Source organism: Rhodococcus sp. AH-ZY2 (assembly GCF_030916465.1).
Taxonomy (GTDB): domain Bacteria; phylum Actinomycetota; class Actinomycetes; order Mycobacteriales; family Mycobacteriaceae; genus Rhodococcus; species Rhodococcus ruber.
In genome coordinates, this window is sequence record NZ_CP126458.1 from 2,489,949 (window position 1) to 2,506,553 (window position 16,605).

Annotated in this window: 16 protein-coding genes; 5 read left to right on the top strand and 11 right to left on the bottom strand. The window is 71.1% G+C overall.

The window, feature by feature from the left end:
• Positions 1-7: 7 nt before the first annotated feature.
• From QNA09_RS12420 to acsA, 6 genes are all read right to left on the bottom strand, one after another.
• Positions 8-766, bottom strand: coding sequence for a GAF and ANTAR domain-containing protein (locus QNA09_RS12420; protein ID WP_052455357.1), 759 nt, complete (start codon positions 764-766; stop codon positions 8-10).
• 74 nt (positions 767-840) lie between these two features.
• Positions 841-1,113 carry an acyl carrier protein gene (locus tag QNA09_RS12425; RefSeq protein ID WP_010595299.1) on the bottom strand — a complete coding sequence of 91 codons (273 nt, stop codon included), beginning with the start codon at positions 1,111-1,113 and terminating at the stop codon, positions 841-843.
• A gap of 9 nt (positions 1,114-1,122) precedes the next feature.
• On the bottom strand, positions 1,123-2,355 hold the full coding sequence (locus QNA09_RS12430) for a dihydrolipoamide acetyltransferase family protein (RefSeq protein ID WP_040275099.1): 1,233 nt from the start codon (positions 2,353-2,355) through the stop codon (positions 1,123-1,125).
• Positions 2,356-2,364: 9 nt separating this feature from the next.
• Positions 2,365-3,339 (bottom strand): alpha-ketoacid dehydrogenase subunit beta, encoded by a 975-nt coding sequence (locus QNA09_RS12435; protein ID WP_017682176.1) that lies wholly within the window; start codon positions 3,337-3,339, stop codon positions 2,365-2,367.
• Positions 3,336-4,349 (bottom strand): pyruvate dehydrogenase (acetyl-transferring) E1 component subunit alpha, encoded by a 1,014-nt coding sequence (pdhA, locus tag QNA09_RS12440; protein ID WP_017682175.1) that lies wholly within the window; start codon positions 4,347-4,349, stop codon positions 3,336-3,338. The genes QNA09_RS12435 and pdhA overlap by 4 nt, the downstream gene beginning before the upstream one ends.
• Positions 4,346-6,175 carry an acetate--CoA ligase gene (gene acsA / locus QNA09_RS12445; protein WP_017682174.1) on the bottom strand — a complete coding sequence of 610 codons (1,830 nt, stop codon included), beginning with the start codon at positions 6,173-6,175 and terminating at the stop codon, positions 4,346-4,348. Before acsA ends, pdhA begins: the two co-directional genes overlap by 4 nt.
• Before the next feature lie 266 nt (positions 6,176-6,441).
• On the opposite strand from acsA, the gene QNA09_RS12450 reads away from it, so the two are divergent.
• A complete protein-coding gene (locus QNA09_RS12450; RefSeq protein WP_010595294.1) occupies positions 6,442-6,924 on the top strand; it encodes an adenosine-specific kinase in 483 nt (160 codons plus the stop codon).
• Between the two features lie 170 nt (positions 6,925-7,094).
• Here the strand turns inward: QNA09_RS12450 and QNA09_RS12455 are convergent, their stop codons facing one another.
• Positions 7,095-7,745 carry a uridine kinase gene (locus tag QNA09_RS12455; RefSeq protein ID WP_048771048.1) on the bottom strand — a complete coding sequence of 217 codons (651 nt, stop codon included), beginning with the start codon at positions 7,743-7,745 and terminating at the stop codon, positions 7,095-7,097.
• A gap of 65 nt (positions 7,746-7,810) precedes the next feature.
• Positions 7,811-8,764 carry an NAD(P)-dependent alcohol dehydrogenase gene (locus QNA09_RS12460; protein ID WP_102031171.1) on the bottom strand — a complete coding sequence of 318 codons (954 nt, stop codon included), beginning with the start codon at positions 8,762-8,764 and terminating at the stop codon, positions 7,811-7,813.
• 80 nt (positions 8,765-8,844) lie between these two features.
• On the opposite strand from QNA09_RS12460, the gene QNA09_RS12465 reads away from it, so the two are divergent.
• Positions 8,845-9,495 (top strand): TetR/AcrR family transcriptional regulator, encoded by a 651-nt coding sequence (locus QNA09_RS12465; RefSeq protein WP_017682171.1) that lies wholly within the window; start codon positions 8,845-8,847, stop codon positions 9,493-9,495.
• 61 nt (positions 9,496-9,556) lie between these two features.
• On the opposite strand, the gene QNA09_RS12470 is transcribed toward QNA09_RS12465, so the two are convergent.
• Together QNA09_RS12470 and pyk are read right to left on the bottom strand one after the other, a co-directional pair.
• Positions 9,557-10,429 carry an acyl-CoA thioesterase II gene (locus QNA09_RS12470; protein WP_010595290.1) on the bottom strand — a complete coding sequence of 291 codons (873 nt, stop codon included), beginning with the start codon at positions 10,427-10,429 and terminating at the stop codon, positions 9,557-9,559.
• Positions 10,426-11,847 carry a pyruvate kinase gene (pyk, locus tag QNA09_RS12475; protein WP_010595289.1) on the bottom strand — a complete coding sequence of 474 codons (1,422 nt, stop codon included), beginning with the start codon at positions 11,845-11,847 and terminating at the stop codon, positions 10,426-10,428. Before pyk ends, QNA09_RS12470 begins: the two co-directional genes overlap by 4 nt.
• A gap of 289 nt (positions 11,848-12,136) precedes the next feature.
• On the opposite strand from pyk, the gene QNA09_RS12480 reads away from it, so the two are divergent.
• Positions 12,137-12,571: a MerR family transcriptional regulator gene (locus QNA09_RS12480; RefSeq protein ID WP_010595288.1), complete on the top strand. Its 435-nt coding sequence runs from the start codon at positions 12,137-12,139 to the stop codon at positions 12,569-12,571.
• A gap of 68 nt (positions 12,572-12,639) precedes the next feature.
• Here the strand turns inward: QNA09_RS12480 and dps are convergent, their stop codons facing one another.
• Entirely contained in the window at positions 12,640-13,179 is a 540-nt protein-coding gene (gene dps, locus QNA09_RS12485; RefSeq protein WP_010595287.1) for a DNA starvation/stationary phase protection protein Dps, read from the bottom strand.
• Positions 13,180-13,585: 406 nt separating this feature from the next.
• Here dps and QNA09_RS12490 point away from each other — a divergent pair, with 406 nt between their 5' ends.
• Together QNA09_RS12490 and QNA09_RS12495 are read left to right on the top strand one after the other, a co-directional pair.
• A complete protein-coding gene (locus QNA09_RS12490) occupies positions 13,586-15,028 on the top strand; it encodes a trehalose-6-phosphate synthase (RefSeq protein ID WP_017682168.1) in 1,443 nt (480 codons plus the stop codon).
• Positions 15,029-15,120: 92 nt separating this feature from the next.
• Positions 15,121-16,494 carry a cytochrome P450 gene (locus QNA09_RS12495; protein WP_017682167.1) on the top strand — a complete coding sequence of 458 codons (1,374 nt, stop codon included), beginning with the start codon at positions 15,121-15,123 and terminating at the stop codon, positions 16,492-16,494.
• The last annotated feature ends 111 nt before the right edge of the window (positions 16,495-16,605 follow it).

A 16,605-nucleotide genomic window follows, 5' to 3' on the forward strand; every position in this document is an offset into this window, starting at 1 on the left:
CGCCCGGTCACGGCCCCGGGCGTGGGGGCCGACCGGTGGGGACGGGCCGGGCGACGAGGCGGGCCGCGATGTCGCGCAGCTTGACGTTCTCGTGCTGCGACTGCCGCACCAGCACGGCGAAGGCCTCCTCGGCGGTCAGTCCGCGAGCGGCCATGACGATCCCGACCGCGCGGTCGATCGTCGGACGCGACCGCAGGGCGCGACCGAGTTGCGCGATCTCCGCCCGGGCGCGGGCACCGCGTCGGGCCTGCCGCAGCGCGGTTTCCACAGCCGTCGTGAACACCTCCACCAGCGTCTCGTCCAGCGAGTCGAATCCGTGGTCGTGCTCGCTGTAGAGGTTGAACGAGCCGGCTGTCTCCTCGTCGATCCGCAGGGGGGCGGCCAGTGAGCTCGCCGTCCCGAACTGTTCCGCGCGCTCCGCGAATTCCGGCCAGCGTCGCCGCGTCTCCGCGCGGTCCGCGCGGACCACCCGGCCGCTCCGCGCCGCGTCGAGGCACAGCCCTGCACCGGCGAGGAACTGCGCGTGGTCGAGTTCGTAGACCAGCGGATTGCTGCAGACCTCGGTCTCGAGCCGACCGTCCCGTACCACCGTCACCCCTGCGCTCCCGGCGTCGGGCACGATCTTCACGACGTTGTCGACGAGCCGCCGCAGGAGTTCGGGCAGCTCGTCGCCCTCGTCGAGCGAGTCGGACAGCCTCCGCAGCGCCACGGCGATCTCTCCGACTCGCCCACACAGAGGGTTGTTCCCGGCCATGTCCCCGTCCACGACTGCATCCTCGTCGGTCGTTGCACTCCCCAGCATGCACCCGGCCGGGCGGTCGGGGACCCGATCCGGGGGGTTCACTGGCCGAGGCGCTGCGCCAGATAGTCGACGAGACCGTCGAGCGTGCTCAGGTGCGCGTAGTCCGCCTCGGGGATGTCCACTCCGAGCGACGATCGCAGGCCGATCAGCACGTTCAGCCAGTCCATCGAGTCGAGGTCGACCTGTTGGCGCAGCGGCCGGTCCCCCGCCAGTTCGAGATCCTCGATCTCGGGGGCGACGTCGGCGATCGCGGCGACGACGGCGGCGCGGAGGTCGGCGGGTTCGCCGGTAGCGGTCTCGTCGGTGGTCACGATCTCACCTCACAGTCGTTCGGGGTGCTGGAGCAGTTCGGCGATCTCGGTCAGGAACAGGGCGCCGCGCCGGCCGTCGCTGACCCGATGGTCGGCGGCCAGGGTCGCGGTGACCGCCGATACGGGCCGCACGGTGTCGCCGTCGACCCACGGGCGCCGTGTCGGCTTGCCGAAACCGACCAGCGCGACCTGCGGCGGGTAGATCACCCCGTACACCGACTCCACGCTCTCCTCCCCGAGGTTGGTCACGGTGACGGTGGGGTCGGACATCTCCGAGCTGCGCAACGATCCGGCCCGGGCGCGCTTGACGAGGTCGGCGAGAGCCGCCATGAGTTCGGGCAGGGCGAGGTCGGCGACGTCGTGGATCGCCGGGGCGATCAGCCCACCCTGGCGCAGGGAGACCGCCACCCCCACGTGTGTGGCCGGGGCCGGGTGGAACTCGTCGTCGGTCCAGAATCCGCTCATCTCCGGACAGCGCCGGGTGGCCAGCGCGACCGCCTTGATCAGCAGCGCCGCAAGCAGGACGCGCTCGGTGACCGGCCGTTGCGCGTTGTAGTCGGTGAGCCAGTCGAGGGCGCGTGTGAGCGGAATCTGCTCCGAGAGGTAGTAGTGCGGGATCTCCCGCTTGGACCGTCCCATCGCGGATGCGATGGCGCGGCGCATCTCGGCGGCCTTGTCGACGGGGGTCTTCGCCGGAGCCGCGGCGGGCGGGGGCGCCGGGGCGGCGGATGCGACCGCGGTACGGGCGGCCGCCGCCCGATCGACGTCCTCGATCGTCACCGACTGCCAGGGCCCGGTGCCGGTCACGGTGTCGAGGTCGACGCCCAGCGCCCGGGCCTGCCGGCGGGCGGCCGGCGAGATCCGCCGCCGCGCGGCCGGCGCGGGCCGGGTGGCGGGGGCCGCACCGGCGGGCGCGGGAACGGGGGCCGCCACAGCCGGTGCGGGGACGGGTGTCGCAGCCGGGGCCTCGGACGCCGGGATCCCGTCGACGGGCGGAGCGTCCTCCCCGGGTTCGAGCATCGTGGCCATCGCCGCGCCGACCGGCAGGGTCACGCCCGGCTGCGCGAGCAGCCGGTGGACGACCCCGTCCCGCCAGATCTCGACCTCGACCTCCGCCTTCGCGGTGTCCACCGAGGCGATCACCTGGCCCCGCTCGACCGTGTCACCGGGTGCGACGCGCCATTCGGTCAGGGTGCCCTCGTCCATGTCGGCGCCGAGGGACGGCAGGGTGAACTCGAACACGTCGCCTCCTCAGTTCTCGCCCGTCAACGCCAGCACGGCGGCGACGATCTTCTCCGGTTGCGGGATCGCCGCCTGTTCCAGGTGCCGGGCGTAGGGCACCGGCACCTCTTCGCTGCACACCCGGGCCACGGGCGCGTCCAGGTCGTAGAACGCCTCCTCGACGATCCGGGTGGTCACTTCGGCGGCGAGGCCGACGCTGCGCCAGCCTTCGTCGACGACCACCACCCGATGGGTGCGGCGGACGGAGTCCACGACGGTGGCGGTGTCGAGCGGACGCAGCACCCGCAGGTCGACGACCTCGGCCTCGATGCCGCTGCCCGCGAGCGTTTCCGCGGCGGCGAGGGCCTTGCCGACGGTGCCGCCGTAGGCGACGAGGGTCACGTCGCCGCCGGGCCGGAGCACCCGCGCGCGGTCGATGTCGACCGGTTCGTCGGGGTCGACGTCGGCGGTGGTGTTGTAGAGCAGGGCGTGCTCGAACACGACGACCGGGTCCGGATCCGCCAGGGCGGGGGCGAGCATTCCGCGGGCGTCCTGCACGGTTGCCGGGGCCAGGACCCGGATGCCGGGGATGTGTGCGTACCACGCCTCGAGGCTGTGCGAGTGCTGCGCGGCCAGTTGCCGTCCGGCCCCGGTGGCCATGCGGATCACGATCGGCACGGAGAACTGGCCGCCCGACATGTGGCGCAGCGCGGCGGCGGTGTTCACGATCTGATCGAGGGCGAGCAGGCTGAAGTTGACGGTCATGATCTCGACGACGGGGCGCATCCCGCCGAGGGCCGCCCCGATGCCCGCGCCGACGAACCCCAGTTCCGACAGTGGGGTGTCCCGGATGCGTTCGGGTCCGAACTCGTCGAGCAGGCCCTTGGTCACGGCGTACGTGCCGCCGTACCGCCCGATGTCCTCCCCCATCAGGAACACTCGCGGATCGGTGCTGAGCGCGTCGTGCAGGGCGGCGCGCAGGGCTTCGCGATAGCTGAGTTTCACGGCGCCTCCCCGGCCGGTGTGGTCACATCGCGCAGGAGGTCGGACTCCGGCTCCCAGGTGCCGGCCTCGGCGAAGGCGACGGCGGCGTCGACCTCGGCCGTGGCCTGCGCGTCGAGGTGCAGGAACTGTTCCTCGGTCAGCAGATTCAGCGCCTTCAGCCGCGCCGAGAACGTGTGGATGGGGCCGCGTTCCTTCCAGCGTTCGACCTCGGCCTTGTCCCGGTAGAGTTCGGGATCGAACATCGAATGGGCGCGGAATCGGTAGGTCTGGAACTCGACGAACATCGGTCCGCCGGTACTGCGGACGTGGGAGACCCCGGCCCGGGTCGTCTCGTGGACGGCGAGCACGTCCATCCCGTCCGTCCGGAGGGTGGGGACACCGAACGCGGCGGCCTTGGCGCACAGGTCGGTCTGCGATTCGGACCGGGCCAGGGCGGTGCCCATGGCGTACAGGTTGTTCTCGCAGCAGAACAGGACCGGCAGCTGCCACAGGGCCGCGAGGTTGAGCGCTTCGTGGAACGCGCCCTCGGCCATCGCTCCCTCGCCGAAGAAGCAGGCGGTGACCCTCGGGGCCGACTGCATCTTGTCGGCCAGCGCCAGGCCCACCGCCAGCGGCAGGCCGCCACCGACGATCGCGTTGCCGCCGTAGAAGCGGGTGGCGGCGTCGAACAGGTGCATCGAACCGCCGCGACCGCGGGAGCAGCCTTCCTGCTTGCCGAACATCTCGGCCATGATCGCGTTCATGGACAACCCGTGGATGAGGGCGTGCCCGTGTTCACGGTAGGTACCGACGACGGTGTCGCCGCGATCGAGTGCGTGCAGGGCCCCGACTGCCACGGCCTCCTCCCCCACGTACAGGTGCAGGAATCCGCGGATCTTGCCGGCGCCGTAGAGTTCGGCGGCCTTCTCCTCCATCCGCCGGATGCGCAGCATGTCGGCCAGCAGCCCGAGCGCGAACTCGCGGTCGTAGGGGAATCCGGCGGCGTGAGCGCCGATCCGGTCGCTGGTCATCCGGCCACCTCCGGGGTCTCGAGCGTCGAGGTGTCGCCTTCGGCGAGGCCGAGTTCGCGGGCTTTGAGCAACCGGCGCAGCGTCTTGCCGCTGCGGGTGTGCGGCAGCGAGTCGACGAAGGTGAGTTCCTTCGGGGCGACGGCCGCACCGAGCTTGACGCGGGCATGCCCGATCAGCTTGCGGCGCAACGCGTCGTCCGGTGCCACGCCGCGTTCGAGGACGACGAACGCCTTGACCTTCTCGCCGAGGATGTCGTCGGGCACACCGATCACGGCGGCTTCGAGGACGGCCGGGTGCGCGGCGAGCGCGCTCTCGACCTCGAACGGTCCGATGAGATGCCCGGCGGATTTGATGACGTCGTCGGCGCGGCCGACGAACCAGAAGTATCCGTCGGCGTCGCGGCGCGCGAGGTCCCCGGTGAGGTACAGATCGTCGGCGAAGCACTTGCGGTACCGCTGGTCCTGGTTCAGATAGCCGCGGAACATCGAGGGCCAGCCGGCCCGCAGCGCCAGTTCCCCTTCGGTGTCGGGCTCGGTGACCTCGTGCACGGTGCCGTCCTCGTCGCGGCGGACGATCCGGGCGTCGACCCCGGGCAGCGGACGGCCCATAGAGCCGGGCTTGATGTCGAACGCCGGTGTATTGGCGATCATGATGCCGCCGGTCTCGGTCTGCCACCAGTTGTCGTGGATGGGGAGTCCCAGCACCTCGGTACCCCACCACACGGCGTCCGGGGCCAGCGGCTCGCCGACACTGGCGACGAACCGCAGGTTCGGGAACCGGTAGCGCCTCGCCACCTCGGGTCCGGCGCGCATGAGCATCCGGACGGCGGTGGGGGCGGTGTACCAGACGCTGATCTGCTGGTCCTGCAGGATCCGGTACCACCGTTCGGCGTCGAACTCCGCCTCGTCGACGATCGAGGTGACGCCGTGCAGCAGCGGCGCGACGATGCCGTACGACGTGCCCGTCACCCACCCCGGATCGGCGGTACACCAGTAGATGTCGTCGGGGTGCAGGTCGAGGGCGTACCGGCCGGTGGCGTAGTGCGTCACGACGGCCCCGTGCACGTGCAGCGCCCCCTTCGGGGTGCCGGTGGTGCCGCTCGTGAAGTGCAGCAACGACGGGTCGTCGGCGGTCGTGGGGGTGAGGTCGGCGGCCGGTTCGGCGGCCTCGAGCAGTGCCCTCAGGTCGAGCGTGCCCGGCACGTCGGTGGGGGCGCCGCCGTCGCCGACGAGCAGCACGTGTTCGAGGGTCGGCACCCGGTCGCGCACCGCGGCGACGCGCCGGTGGTACAGCGCCTCCGTGGTCACCAAGACCTGCGCGGAGCCGAGTTCGAGGCGGGTGACCAGCGGTTCGGGACCGAAGGCCGAGAACAGCGGGGTGACGACCGTGCCGTTGCGCAGGGCGCCGAGGACAGCGATGTACAGCTCGGGGATCCGGTCGGCGAACACGAACAGCCGGTCGCCCTTGCCGATCCCGAGGTCGCGCAGGACGCGGGTGAAGCGGCGGACCCGGTCGGCGAGGTCGTGGTACGACAACTCCGTGACCTCGATGCGGCCGGTTGCGTCCCCCGGTGCGAGGAACCGGAGCGCCGGCCGGTCCCGCAGCGGGCCGTCGGCGTGCCGGTCGACCGCCGACCAGGCGATGTTGCATCCGCCGCCCGGCGGGCCCGGCATCTGCGCCGCCACCTGCTCCCACGTGAATCGAGCGCAGGTGGTCTCGTAGTCCGACAGGTTCGGCGGGACCCGCAGTTCGCCGGCCGTCTTGCGGATCACCGCGTCGCTGCTCGTCGTCACGGCCGCTCCCTCCGTTCGCGTCGAGCCGATCATGCGCCGCCCCGGACGACCGGCATAGGGGCATTGGTCCTCACGCCCCGCATCGTGGGCGTGCGGTGCCGGCGGTCGACCCGCCCGGGTCCGAGGGAAAAAGTCCTCCGGACGGTCGGATCGGGATGCTCCGTGCCGGGACGCCCGCCGAAGGTTCGGCGGTAGAGCTTCCGTTCGGCGCCGACTGCGGGATCGTTGCCCCGAGGGGCGCGGCCGGGCAGACTGACTGGCGACGTCTGTCGGTCCGCAGGGCATCCGAGGAGGCGATCGTGGAGTTGCACATCGTGGCGATCGACAAGCCCGACGACATGAACGTCGTCGTCGGGCAGGCCCACTTCGTCAAGACCGTCGAGGATCTGCACGAAGCACTGGCCGGGGTGAGTCCTCACCTGCGGTTCGGCGTGGCGTTCTGCGAGGCGTCCGGGCCTCGCCTCGTGCGCTTCTCCGGCAACGACGACCGGCTCGTCGAGTTGGCCCGGCGCAACGCCCTGGCGGTGGGCGCGGGTCACTCGTTCTTCGTGTTCGTCGAGGACGGGTACCCGGTGAACTTCCTGAACACGTTGAAGCAGGTACCGGAGGTCTGCGGCATCTTCTGCGCCACGGCCAACCCGGTCGAGATCATCGTCGCCGAGACCGATCTCGGTCGGGGCATCGCCGGGGTGATCGACGGAAACCCGCCCGTGGGCGTGGAGACGAGCGCCGATGTCGCCGACCGCAAGGCCCTGCTGCGGACGATCGGCTACAAGCTCTGACGGCGGGGACAAGGGACGCGGCGCGCGGAGGGTCCGTTCGTCGCCGGCCCGGGCTCGACCAGGCGGCACGTGTGTGCGGTCTTCCGGCTGTCCGGCCTCCGGGCCCGCCCGGTCACGGGTTCATCGCCCCCGCCCGGTCACGGGTTCATCGCCCCCGCCCGGTCACGGGTTCATCGCCCCCGCCCGGCTCGCCGGTCCCCGCCGACCGCACCGGCAGCGTGCATCGCCGGCCGGTCCGGGTGGTCGTACCGCACGACGATGTCGGCGTCGGCGGCCGTCGCGGCGTCGTGCCCGAGCAGTGGCGGGATCGTCCAGCGGTCCTCGGCGGGCGTCAGCCGATCCAACGCGGCCTGCGACATCGCGAGGTGCACCGTGACGTCGAAGCCCAGTCCCCGACCGAGCAGCATGGGCCCGGCGATCGTCAGCACCTGACCGTCGGGAGCGTCGATCCGCCGCGCGCGTGCCGACCGGTCCTCCACCTCGTCCCACAGTTTCGGCAGCCACCGTCCGTTCTCCCGCAGGCCCCGGACCACTTCGCGGTCGAGCGCCCCGAAGTCGAACCAGTTCGCGCGGTAGCTCTCCTGGTCGGTGCGCCCGTGCTCGAACCGGAGCGAGGCCGGGCGCACGAAGTCGTGCAGCGACAGCACGGCCGCCGGCCGCCCCTCGACGCGCAGGCGGGCGGCCACCTGCTCGGCCAGATCCAGCGGTGCGGCCGCGTCGGCGGCGGAGATCGCGACACACACCCGTCCGTGGTGCCCGGCGGCGCGCTCGGCGATGGCGTCGGCAAGGACGGCCGGGCTGATGGGGGTGAACATCGTCATCAGCCCAGTTTCCGGCATCGCAGCGCCGCCGGCTCGGCAGAATCCTCGGCTTCGAAGCGGTGCGGTCACCCCGCCGGTCGGACGACGAGGTTGCCGACCTTGTGGCCGGAGTCCACTCGCGCGTGGGCCGAGACGATCTGCTCGAGTCCCCCGATGTCGTCGGTGACGGTGACGAGCCGGCCGGCGGCCGACAACTCCAGGAGGAACTCGAAGTCCTCGGTTCGCTCGGGCGCAGCGCCCGCCTTGACATCGGCACCGGGGCGCAGCGTCTCCCACAGGTTCGCCACCGCAAGCAGCAGAACGCCCCCGTCGGTCAGGAGCGTCCGGCCGGACGAGGGGGTGAGGTTGCCGACGGTGTCGAGTACGACGTCGAACCGGTCTGTCAGGTCGGACACCGGGGTGACCGTGTAGTCGACGACCGTGTCGGCGCCGAGTCCGGCGACGAGGCCGACGTTGGGCGTGCTGGTGACGGCCGTGACGGTGGCGCCGAAATGCTTGGCCAGCTGGACGGCGCTGGTTCCGACCGCACCCGACGCCCCGTTCACGAGCACCGAACCGCCGCGTCCCGCCGCGGCCTTGTCCCGCAGGAAGTGCAGCGCGGTGCTCCCGCCGAACAGCAGCGCCGCTGCATCGGTGTGACTGACCGCTGCCGGTTTGCGGACCACCCGCTCCGCCGCGACCGTGACGTACTCCGCGTGCGTCCCCATCGCGAGTCCGGTCATGCCGCACACCTCGTCGCCGCGGGAGTACCCGCCGACCTTCACCCCGACCGACTCGACGACACCGGAGAAGGTGCTGCCCAGGATTTTTCGCCGGGGCCGGAACACACCGAACATCAGTCGGGCGAACGGTCCGTACCCGCTCGGGAAGCGAGCCGCGCGGATCCGCGAGTCCGCGGCCGTCACGGCCGCGGCGGCGACGCGGACAAGGATTTCCGCGTCCCTGGGGGTCGGGGTGGGCACCTCTGCGACGCGGACGACGTGCGGTGGCCCGTACCTGTCGACAACTGCAGCCTTCACAAGCCCTCCCTTACACATGTAAGTCTTGTCTGGCGACATTAGGCTTACGGCTGTAAGTCCGCAAGGGTCGCGAGGGAGACATGAACGAACGGCCGGCGCTGAGCCGCATCGGGATCATCGAAGCCGCGGTTCGCGTAGCCGACCGCGGCGGCCTCACCGCGGTGAGCATGCGTAACGTCGGGAAGGAGCTGGGTGTGGAGGCGATGTCGCTCTACCACCACATCGCCAACAAGGCCGAGCTGCTCGATGGGCTCGCGGATTGGATCTTCGCGGGAATCGTGCTGCCCGGACCGGGCGAACCGTGGCGGCAGGCGATGTTCCACCGGGCGACCTCGGCCCGGAACGTGCTCGCCCGGCATCCCTGGGCGCTCACCTTGATCGAGTCCCGCCGTTCGCCGGGTCCGTCGCTCCTGAGGCACCACGATGCCGTGCTCGGTTGCCTGCGCACGAACGGCTTCCCGGTGGCCCTGGCGTCCCACGCCTTCTCGGTCGTCGACGCATATGTGTACGGCTTCGTGCTCACCGAACTGAAACTGCCCTTTGCGGCGGCGGACGGCGCCGAGGAGTTCGCCTCGGAGCTCGACGTGCCGGCCGACACCTACCCTTACCTGGCCGAGCTGATCGGCGAACTGGTGATCGGGAAGGACTACTCGTTCGCGGACGAGTTCGGCTACGGACTGGGGCTGATCCTCGACGAGCTCGAGAACCGCCGCAGCCGCGTGGAGCACTGAGGGGCGCCCGGAGTGGGACGAGGAACTGCGCAGGCGGCGGCGCGGAACGCGGTCGCCCGCGTCAGCCGCGGCGCGGGAAGTGGCGGATCAGCCCCTCCTGCACGACCGTCGCCACGAGTTCCCCCTCGAGGGTGAAGTAGCGGCCCGTCGCGAGCCCGCGCGAGCCCGCCGCGACCGGGGACTCGGTGGCGTACAACGTCCATTCGTCGAACCGGACCGGCCGGTGGAACCACATGGAGTGGTTGACGGTCGCGGCGACGATGCGGTCCAGTCCCCAGGACAACCCGTGGGTGGTGAGGATCGAATCGAGCACGGTGGTGTCGGAGCTGTAGGCCAGGGTGGCGGCGTGCAGGAGCGCGTCCTCGGGCAACGCGCCGTCGGCGCGCATCCACACCCGGTTGTGCGAGAGCCGTTCCCCGGTGCCCTTGAGGATCCACGCGGGGTCGTTGGCATAGCGCATGTCGATCGGTTTGAGGGCATTGACGAAGTGCGGCAGATGATCCTCGAACCCGGACAGGTGGTCCCCGAGCGGCGGCAGCACGTCCGGGTAGGGCACCTCCGGAACGCTCACCGCATGCTCGAGTCCCTTACCCCACCGCTGGAAGGCGACGAGCATGACGAACAGCTCCTGGCCGTTCTGGGACGCGGTGACCATGCGGTTCGCGAAGTCCCGGCCGTCGCGGTGCCGGGCCACCCGATACTCGATCGGCGCCTTGACGTCGCCACCGCGGATGAAGTGAGCGTTGAGCGCGTGCACCGGCCGGTCGCCGACGGTGCGGCCGGCCGCGATCAGTGCCTGGGCGACGAGCTGGCCCCCGAAGGTGCGGCTGCCCACCTGGGCCGGATGCTCGCCGCGGTAGCGGTCCTCGTCGATCTGCGCGAGATCGAGCAGATCGACGAGGACCTCGAGATCGGTCGCGGTGCGACGGCTCAATGGGTGTCCTTCTCGCCGAGCCGGTGCACGTGGATCAGGTTGGTCGAGCCGGAGCGGCCGGGCGGGGACCCGGCCACGATGACGACGAGGTCGCCGCGCTGGTATCGGCCGAGGGAGAGCAGCGCCGCATCGACCTGCTGCACCATCACGTCGGTGGTGTCGACCGGTTCGACGGAGAACGTCTCGGTGCCCCAGGTCAGCGCCAGCTGGCTGCGGATGTGCGGCACCGGGGTGAACGCCAGCAGCGGCAGCCGGGTGTGCAGTCGCGCCAGGCGCCGTACCGTGTCGCCGGACTGGGTGAACGCCACCAGCGCCTTGGCTTCGAGCCGTTCGCCGATGTCCCGTGCCGCGTAGGAGATCACCCCGCGCTTGGTGCGTGGCACGTGGGTCAGCGCCGGCACCCGGGTGGGATCGGATTCCACGGCCGCGATGATGCGGGCCATCGTCCGCACCGTCTCGACCGGGTACTTGCCGACGGACGTCTCGCCGGAGAGCATCACCGCGTCCGCGCCGTCGAGCACCGCGTTGGCGACGTCGGAGGCCTCGGCGCGGGTCGGCCGGGAGTTCTCGATCATCGACTCGAGCATCTGGGTGGCCACGATGACGGGCTTGGCGTTCTCGCGGGCGATCTGGATCGCCCGCTTCTGCACCAGGGGCACCTCCTCGAGCGGCATCTCGACGCCGAGGTCACCACGGGCGACCATCACCGCATCGAACGCCAGCACGACCGCCTCGAGATTCTCGATGGCCTCGGGCTTCTCGAGCTTGGCGATCACCGGCACCCGGTGCCCGACCCGGTCCATCACCTCGTGCACGAGCTCGATGTCGGCCGGGGAACGCACGAACGACAGCGCGACGAAGTCCACGCCGAGCCGCATGGCGAACTCGAGGTCCTCGATGTCCTTCTCCGACAGCGCCGGCACCGAGATGTTCATCCCCGGCAGGGACACGCCCTTGTTGTTGCTGACCGGTCCCCCCTCGGTCACGCGGCAGACCACGTCCGGACCCTCGACGTGCTCGACGACCAGGCCGACCTTGCCGTCGTCGACGAGCAGGCGATCCCCCGGGCGCGCATCGTCGGCGAGTTGTTCGTAGGTGGTCGAGACCCGGTCGTGCGTGCCCTCGACGTCGTCGACGGTGATCCGGACGATCTCACCGGTCTTCCACACCGTCGGGCCCTCGGCGAACCGGCCGAGGCGGATCTTCGGGCCCTGCAGGTCGGCGAGGATGCCGACGGCATGCCCGCTGGTATCGGAGGCCTCCCGCACGCGGCGGTAGTGAGCCTCGTGGTCGGCGTGGGTGCCGTGGCTGAAGTTGAGGCGGGCCACGTCCATCCCGGCGTCGACGAGTTCCCTCAGGACCTCGGGGTCTGCCGTGGCCGGGCCCATGGTGCAAACGATCTTGGTGCGTCGGGTCACGCGGTCGAGCCTAGTACCCCCGCGGCGACGGCGGAGCACGGCGGGCGATCCGCAGCCGGCGGGCCGGAGCAACGCCACGGAGACGGCGGTGGGCGACGAGCGGGCCGGGCGATAAAATCTGTGTCACGTGAAAGAGATAATCGCACCGAGACGGCTCGCGACGGACGATCGACGTCCCCGCCGCCCCACCTGCAACTGTCTCCGGTACTGCAGGTTTCCTGTGGTGATCGGGTAGATTCCGGTCCACCGGAGACCGTGGCAGCGAGGACACCGAACGAGGGAACCTGGAATGGAGAAGACGAGGAAGGAGCCGGTGCCGCACCCCCGCCGCGGTGTCTACGGCATCTCGGTGGCTTCCGAGCTGTCCGGGGTCGACCCGCAGTCCATGCGGCTGTACGAGCGTCGCGGACTGCTCAGCCCGGCGCGCACCCGGGGCGGCACCCGCCGCTACAGCGACGACGACGTGGCGCGCCTGCGACGGATCAGCGAGCTCCTGTCCGAGGGCATCAATCTGGCCGGCATCGCCCAGATCTTCCGGCTCGAGTCGCACCACGCCGAACTGGCATCCCACACTGCCCGTCTCGAATCCCACAACGCGCGCCTCGAATCGCACAACGCGCGCCTCGAATCGGACAACGCGCGCCTCGAGGACGCCAACGCGCGCCTCGAGTCGGACAACGCGCGCCTGCGGGCGGCCACCGACGACAGCGCAGCGACCTCGTAACAGACGCACCGGTCGCCCGCCGGCGACCGGTGCGTAGTCGAGCAACCGGCAACCCGGCCGCCGCCCGCTCAGCGGGCTTCGTTCGCGGCCTGCTGCTCGGTGCGTGCGCCCTCGTGCGTCAGGGTCCCGGAGGCGTTCTCGAGATGGGCCCGGACGAACCACTGGAACTTCTCGAGATCCCGCGTCTGCCCGATGAGCAGATCCTCGGTGATCGGATCGATCTCCCCGACCTCCGAGATCGCCTTGCGGCAGTCCCCGATCACGCCGTCGTACACCAGATCGAGCGCGGCGAGATGCGCCTGGGCGGTGTCCCGCCCGACCGAGTAGTCGTCCCACGAACGGTCCTTCTCGATCGCGCCCGCGGTTCCCTTCGGCGACGAACCGAGGGCCGCGATGCGCTCGGCGACGTCGTCGGCGAATCCCCGGACCGCTTCGACCTGCGGGTCGATCATCTCGTGCACGCCGATGAAGTTCGGTCCCACGACGTTCCAGTGCACGTGCTTGAGGGTGAGGTGCAGGTCGTTGTAGGCGCTGAGGCGATTCTGCAGCACTTCGGCCACCCGGACCCCCTCGCTGTCGCTCAGGCCGGGGACGGTGAACTTCGCCATCTTCGATTCCTCCTACAGGCTCGTGTGTAGTACCTCCGCAGGCCGGCTCGCCGGCCCGCCGGTCGGCACGTGGGTGCCGGGTAACCCACAGTCGGGCTACCCCGTTCCCCGGGTGCCGAAACCGCCGGGCGACCGGCGCATGCACGTCGCCGCGCGCGGGACCGCGTCTGCTCGCGGGCACGCCGACCCGATCGGAGTGCACGCAGCGTTTGACAAAACTTCTGTTCTGCGAGACAGATTATCTATCGAGTGCGAGCGGAGGCGGGACGACGCGGGATCTCGGGCGCCTCGAAGCGCCTCCCCGCTCCGCCGCGAGTGATAGACAAAAACTACTTGTCATAAGTACGAGTTCGACGGCACTCGCCGGAGCGACCGGCCCCGGTGTCGAGCAAGGAGGCGCGACGCGATGACCGCAGCGGACCTGGTGGTGGTGGCCAATCGGCTCCCGGTCGACTACGACCCTTCGGCCGACGACGGACGAGGCGGGTGGCGCCGCAGCCCGGGGGGACTCGTCACCGCCCTGGAACCGGTGCTGCGCGCCGCCGACGGCGCATGGGTGGGCTGGCCCGGCGCCGCCGACGTCGCGTTCGAGCCTTTCACCGAGGACGGCATCACGATGCACCCCGTCTCGCTCACCGAAGGCGAGGTGGCCGACTACTACGAAGGCTTCTCCAACGCGACACTGTGGCCGCTGTACCACGACGCGATCGTCGCACCCGTCTACGACCGGACGTGGTGGCGGACCTACGTCGCGGTCAACCGCCGCTTCGCGGCGGCGGCGGCCGAGGCGGCCGCCCCGGGCGCCACCGTGTGGGTGCACGACTACCAGCTGCAGCTGGTGCCGAAGATGCTGCGCGAGTTGCGGCCCGACCTGAGGATCGGATTCTTCCTGCACATTCCCTTCCCGCCTACGGAGCTGTTCCTCCAACTGCCGTGGCGCACCGCCGTCGTGGAGGGCCTGCTCGGCGCCGACCTGGTGGGCTTCCACCTGCCCGGCGGCGCCCGCAACTTCCTGTTCCTGGCGCAGCGCCTGCTCGGGCTGCACACCAACGCGCACTCCGACCTGGACTCGTGTGTGGGCAGCGTCGACGTCGGTGACCGGCGCGTGCAGGTCGGCGCCTTCCCCATCTCGATCGACTCGGCCCATTTCGCCGAACGCGTGCAGTCCCCGCACATCCGTGAGCGGGCCGCGCAGGTCCGCGAGGAACTCGGCAACCCCGAGACCCTTCTGCTCGGCGTGGACCGCCTCGACTACACCAAGGGCATCGACATCCGGCTCGAGGCGCTGCACGAGCTGCTCGACGAGGGCACCCTCGACCCCGAGAAGGTCGCCATGGTGCAGCTGGCCACGCCGAGCCGCGAGCGCGTGTCCGCCTACGCGCAGCTGCGCGAGGACATCGAACGCAAGGTGGGTCACCTCAACGGCGAGTACGGACAGCTGGGCCGGCCGGTGGTGCACTATCTGCACCGGCCCGTGGACCGGGACGAGCTCATGGCCCTGTACAGCGCCGCGGACGTCATGCTCGTCACGCCTCTGCGCGACGGCATGAACCTGGTCGCCAAGGAGTACATCGCGTGCCGGGCCGACGGCACGGGAGCCCTCGTCCTGAGTGAATTCACCGGGGCGGCAAGCGAGTTGCGCCGCGCCCACCTGGTCAATCCACACGACCTCGACGCCGTCAAACGCGCCATCGTCGTCGCCGCCACCGAGGATCCGGCCACCGCGGCCCGCCGGATGCAGTCGCTGCGCACCCAGGTGCTCCATCACGACGTCGACCGGTGGGCCAACGCCTTTCTCACGGACCTGCGCGCCAGCGGGACCGGTCCCACCGCGGCGGCGAGCGCCTGAATCGGGCTCGGTGCGGCCGGATCACGTTTAGCGATCCGTCCGGGCGGCGATTCCTCCCGTGACCGTGACCCTGCGTCGGGAGGAGACCGCCGATGACCGGCCCCGTAGTTCAGAGCCCCTCCCCGCCTCGTGCCCGGCGGGCCTCCGCGGCCGACACCGCCCGGTTCGCCGCCGAGGTCGGCCTGCCGTTCGTCGCCGCGGGCGCCATCGCACGCCGTCGCAGGGTGATGGGTCTGCTCGAGCGGACACAGGCCGACGCGCGCATCGTCGGCACCGTCGCGCGCCTGCGCGACCGCTACGGGGACGCTCCCCTCACCCTCGCCCTGCCCGGGCGGACCCTCGCGGTGGTGCTCTCCCCCCAGGACGTCGATGCCGTGCTGCGCACCGACGCCGGGTCCTACACCGCCGCGACGGTCGAGAAGCGCGCTGCCCTCGGTCCGTTCCAGCCGCACGGCGTGCTCGTCTCGCGCACCCCGCTGCGGGAGAGGCGCCGTGCCGTCAACGAGGCGGCGCTCGACACCGATCGGGACCTGCACCGGCTCGCCACACCGATGCTGCACACCATCGAGGAGGAGGCGAACGGGCTGCTGCGCCGCGCCCGCGCGGAGGGCGGCCTCAGCGCCGCCGAGTTCACCCGGTGCTGGTGGCGACTGGTGCGCAGGCTCGTCCTCGGCGATGCGGCGCGCGACGACGACACCCTCACCGATCAGCTGTGGCGGTTGCGGTCCGACGGCAACTGGGCCTACGCCCATCCGGTGCGCCATCGGCTGCGCGACCGGTTCACCGAGCGGCTGCACGGTTACGTCGAGCGGGCTCCCGCCGGAACCCTCGCCGGCGCGCTCGGAGAGATCGCCGAACCGGCCGCGGTCGATCCGCAGGGGCAGATTCCGCACTGGCTGTTCGCCTTCGACGCCGCAGGCATGGTCACCGCTCGCACCCTCGCAGTACTCGCCACCCATCCCGAACAACGGGCGCGGGCCCGCAGCGACATCGCCGCCGCCGGCCTCGGGAGCCCCGCACCGCTCGAATACCTGCGTGGGTGCGTCCTCGACACGACGCGGCTGTGGCCGACCACCCCTGCGATCCTGCGGGATTCGACGGCCGACACGACGTGGAGCGACGAGCGCGGCAGCTACCCGATCCCGTCCGGGACCGGGTTCGTCGTGCTGGCGCCGGCCTTCCACCGCGATCGCGAGACGCTGCCGTTCGCGGACCGGTTCGCGCCGGAGATCTGGCTCGACGGCCGGGCGGACCGGTATCCCGCGCTCGTGCCGTTCAGTGTCGGCCCGGCCGGGTGCCCGGGTCGCAATCTCGTCCTGTTCGTCACGAGTACCCTGCTCGCGCACCTGCTCGCCGGCGCCGAATTCACGCTGACCTCCCGGCTGACGCCGGATCCGGCACGACCGCTGCCGGCCACCCTGAACAACTTCGGACTGCAGTTCGCCGTCCGCTCACCGGCGGGGTGACGCCGCGGATCGACGTCCAGGACCCATCGACGTCCAGGCCCTCCGGCTTCGGGGTTGCCTCGACCCGGGAAGCCGGAACCCGCGACGGGTGTGCGCACCGGCAACGGGGCG

What these genes read in the sequence shown, in the direction of transcription:
- pdhA (WP_017682175.1), bottom strand. Translation starts at nt 4,349, where the DNA reads ATGACCAGCGACCGGATCGGCGCTCACGCCGCCGGATTCCCCTACGAC.
- acsA (WP_017682174.1), bottom strand. Translation starts at nt 6,175, where the DNA reads ATGATCGGCTCGACGCGAACGGAGGGAGCGGCCGTGACGACGAGCAGC.
- QNA09_RS12455 (WP_048771048.1), bottom strand. Translation starts at nt 7,745, where the DNA reads ATGACGATGTTCACCCCCATCAGCCCGGCCGTCCTTGCCGACGCCATC.
- QNA09_RS12465 (WP_017682171.1), top strand. Translation starts at nt 8,845, where the DNA reads ATGAACGAACGGCCGGCGCTGAGCCGCATCGGGATCATCGAAGCCGCG.
- QNA09_RS12480 (WP_010595288.1), top strand. Translation starts at nt 12,137, where the DNA reads ATGGAGAAGACGAGGAAGGAGCCGGTGCCGCACCCCCGCCGCGGTGTC.
- dps (WP_010595287.1), bottom strand. Translation starts at nt 13,179, where the DNA reads ATGGCGAAGTTCACCGTCCCCGGCCTGAGCGACAGCGAGGGGGTCCGG.
- QNA09_RS12490 (WP_017682168.1), top strand. Translation starts at nt 13,586, where the DNA reads ATGACCGCAGCGGACCTGGTGGTGGTGGCCAATCGGCTCCCGGTCGAC.
- QNA09_RS12495 (WP_017682167.1), top strand. Translation starts at nt 15,121, where the DNA reads ATGACCGGCCCCGTAGTTCAGAGCCCCTCCCCGCCTCGTGCCCGGCGG.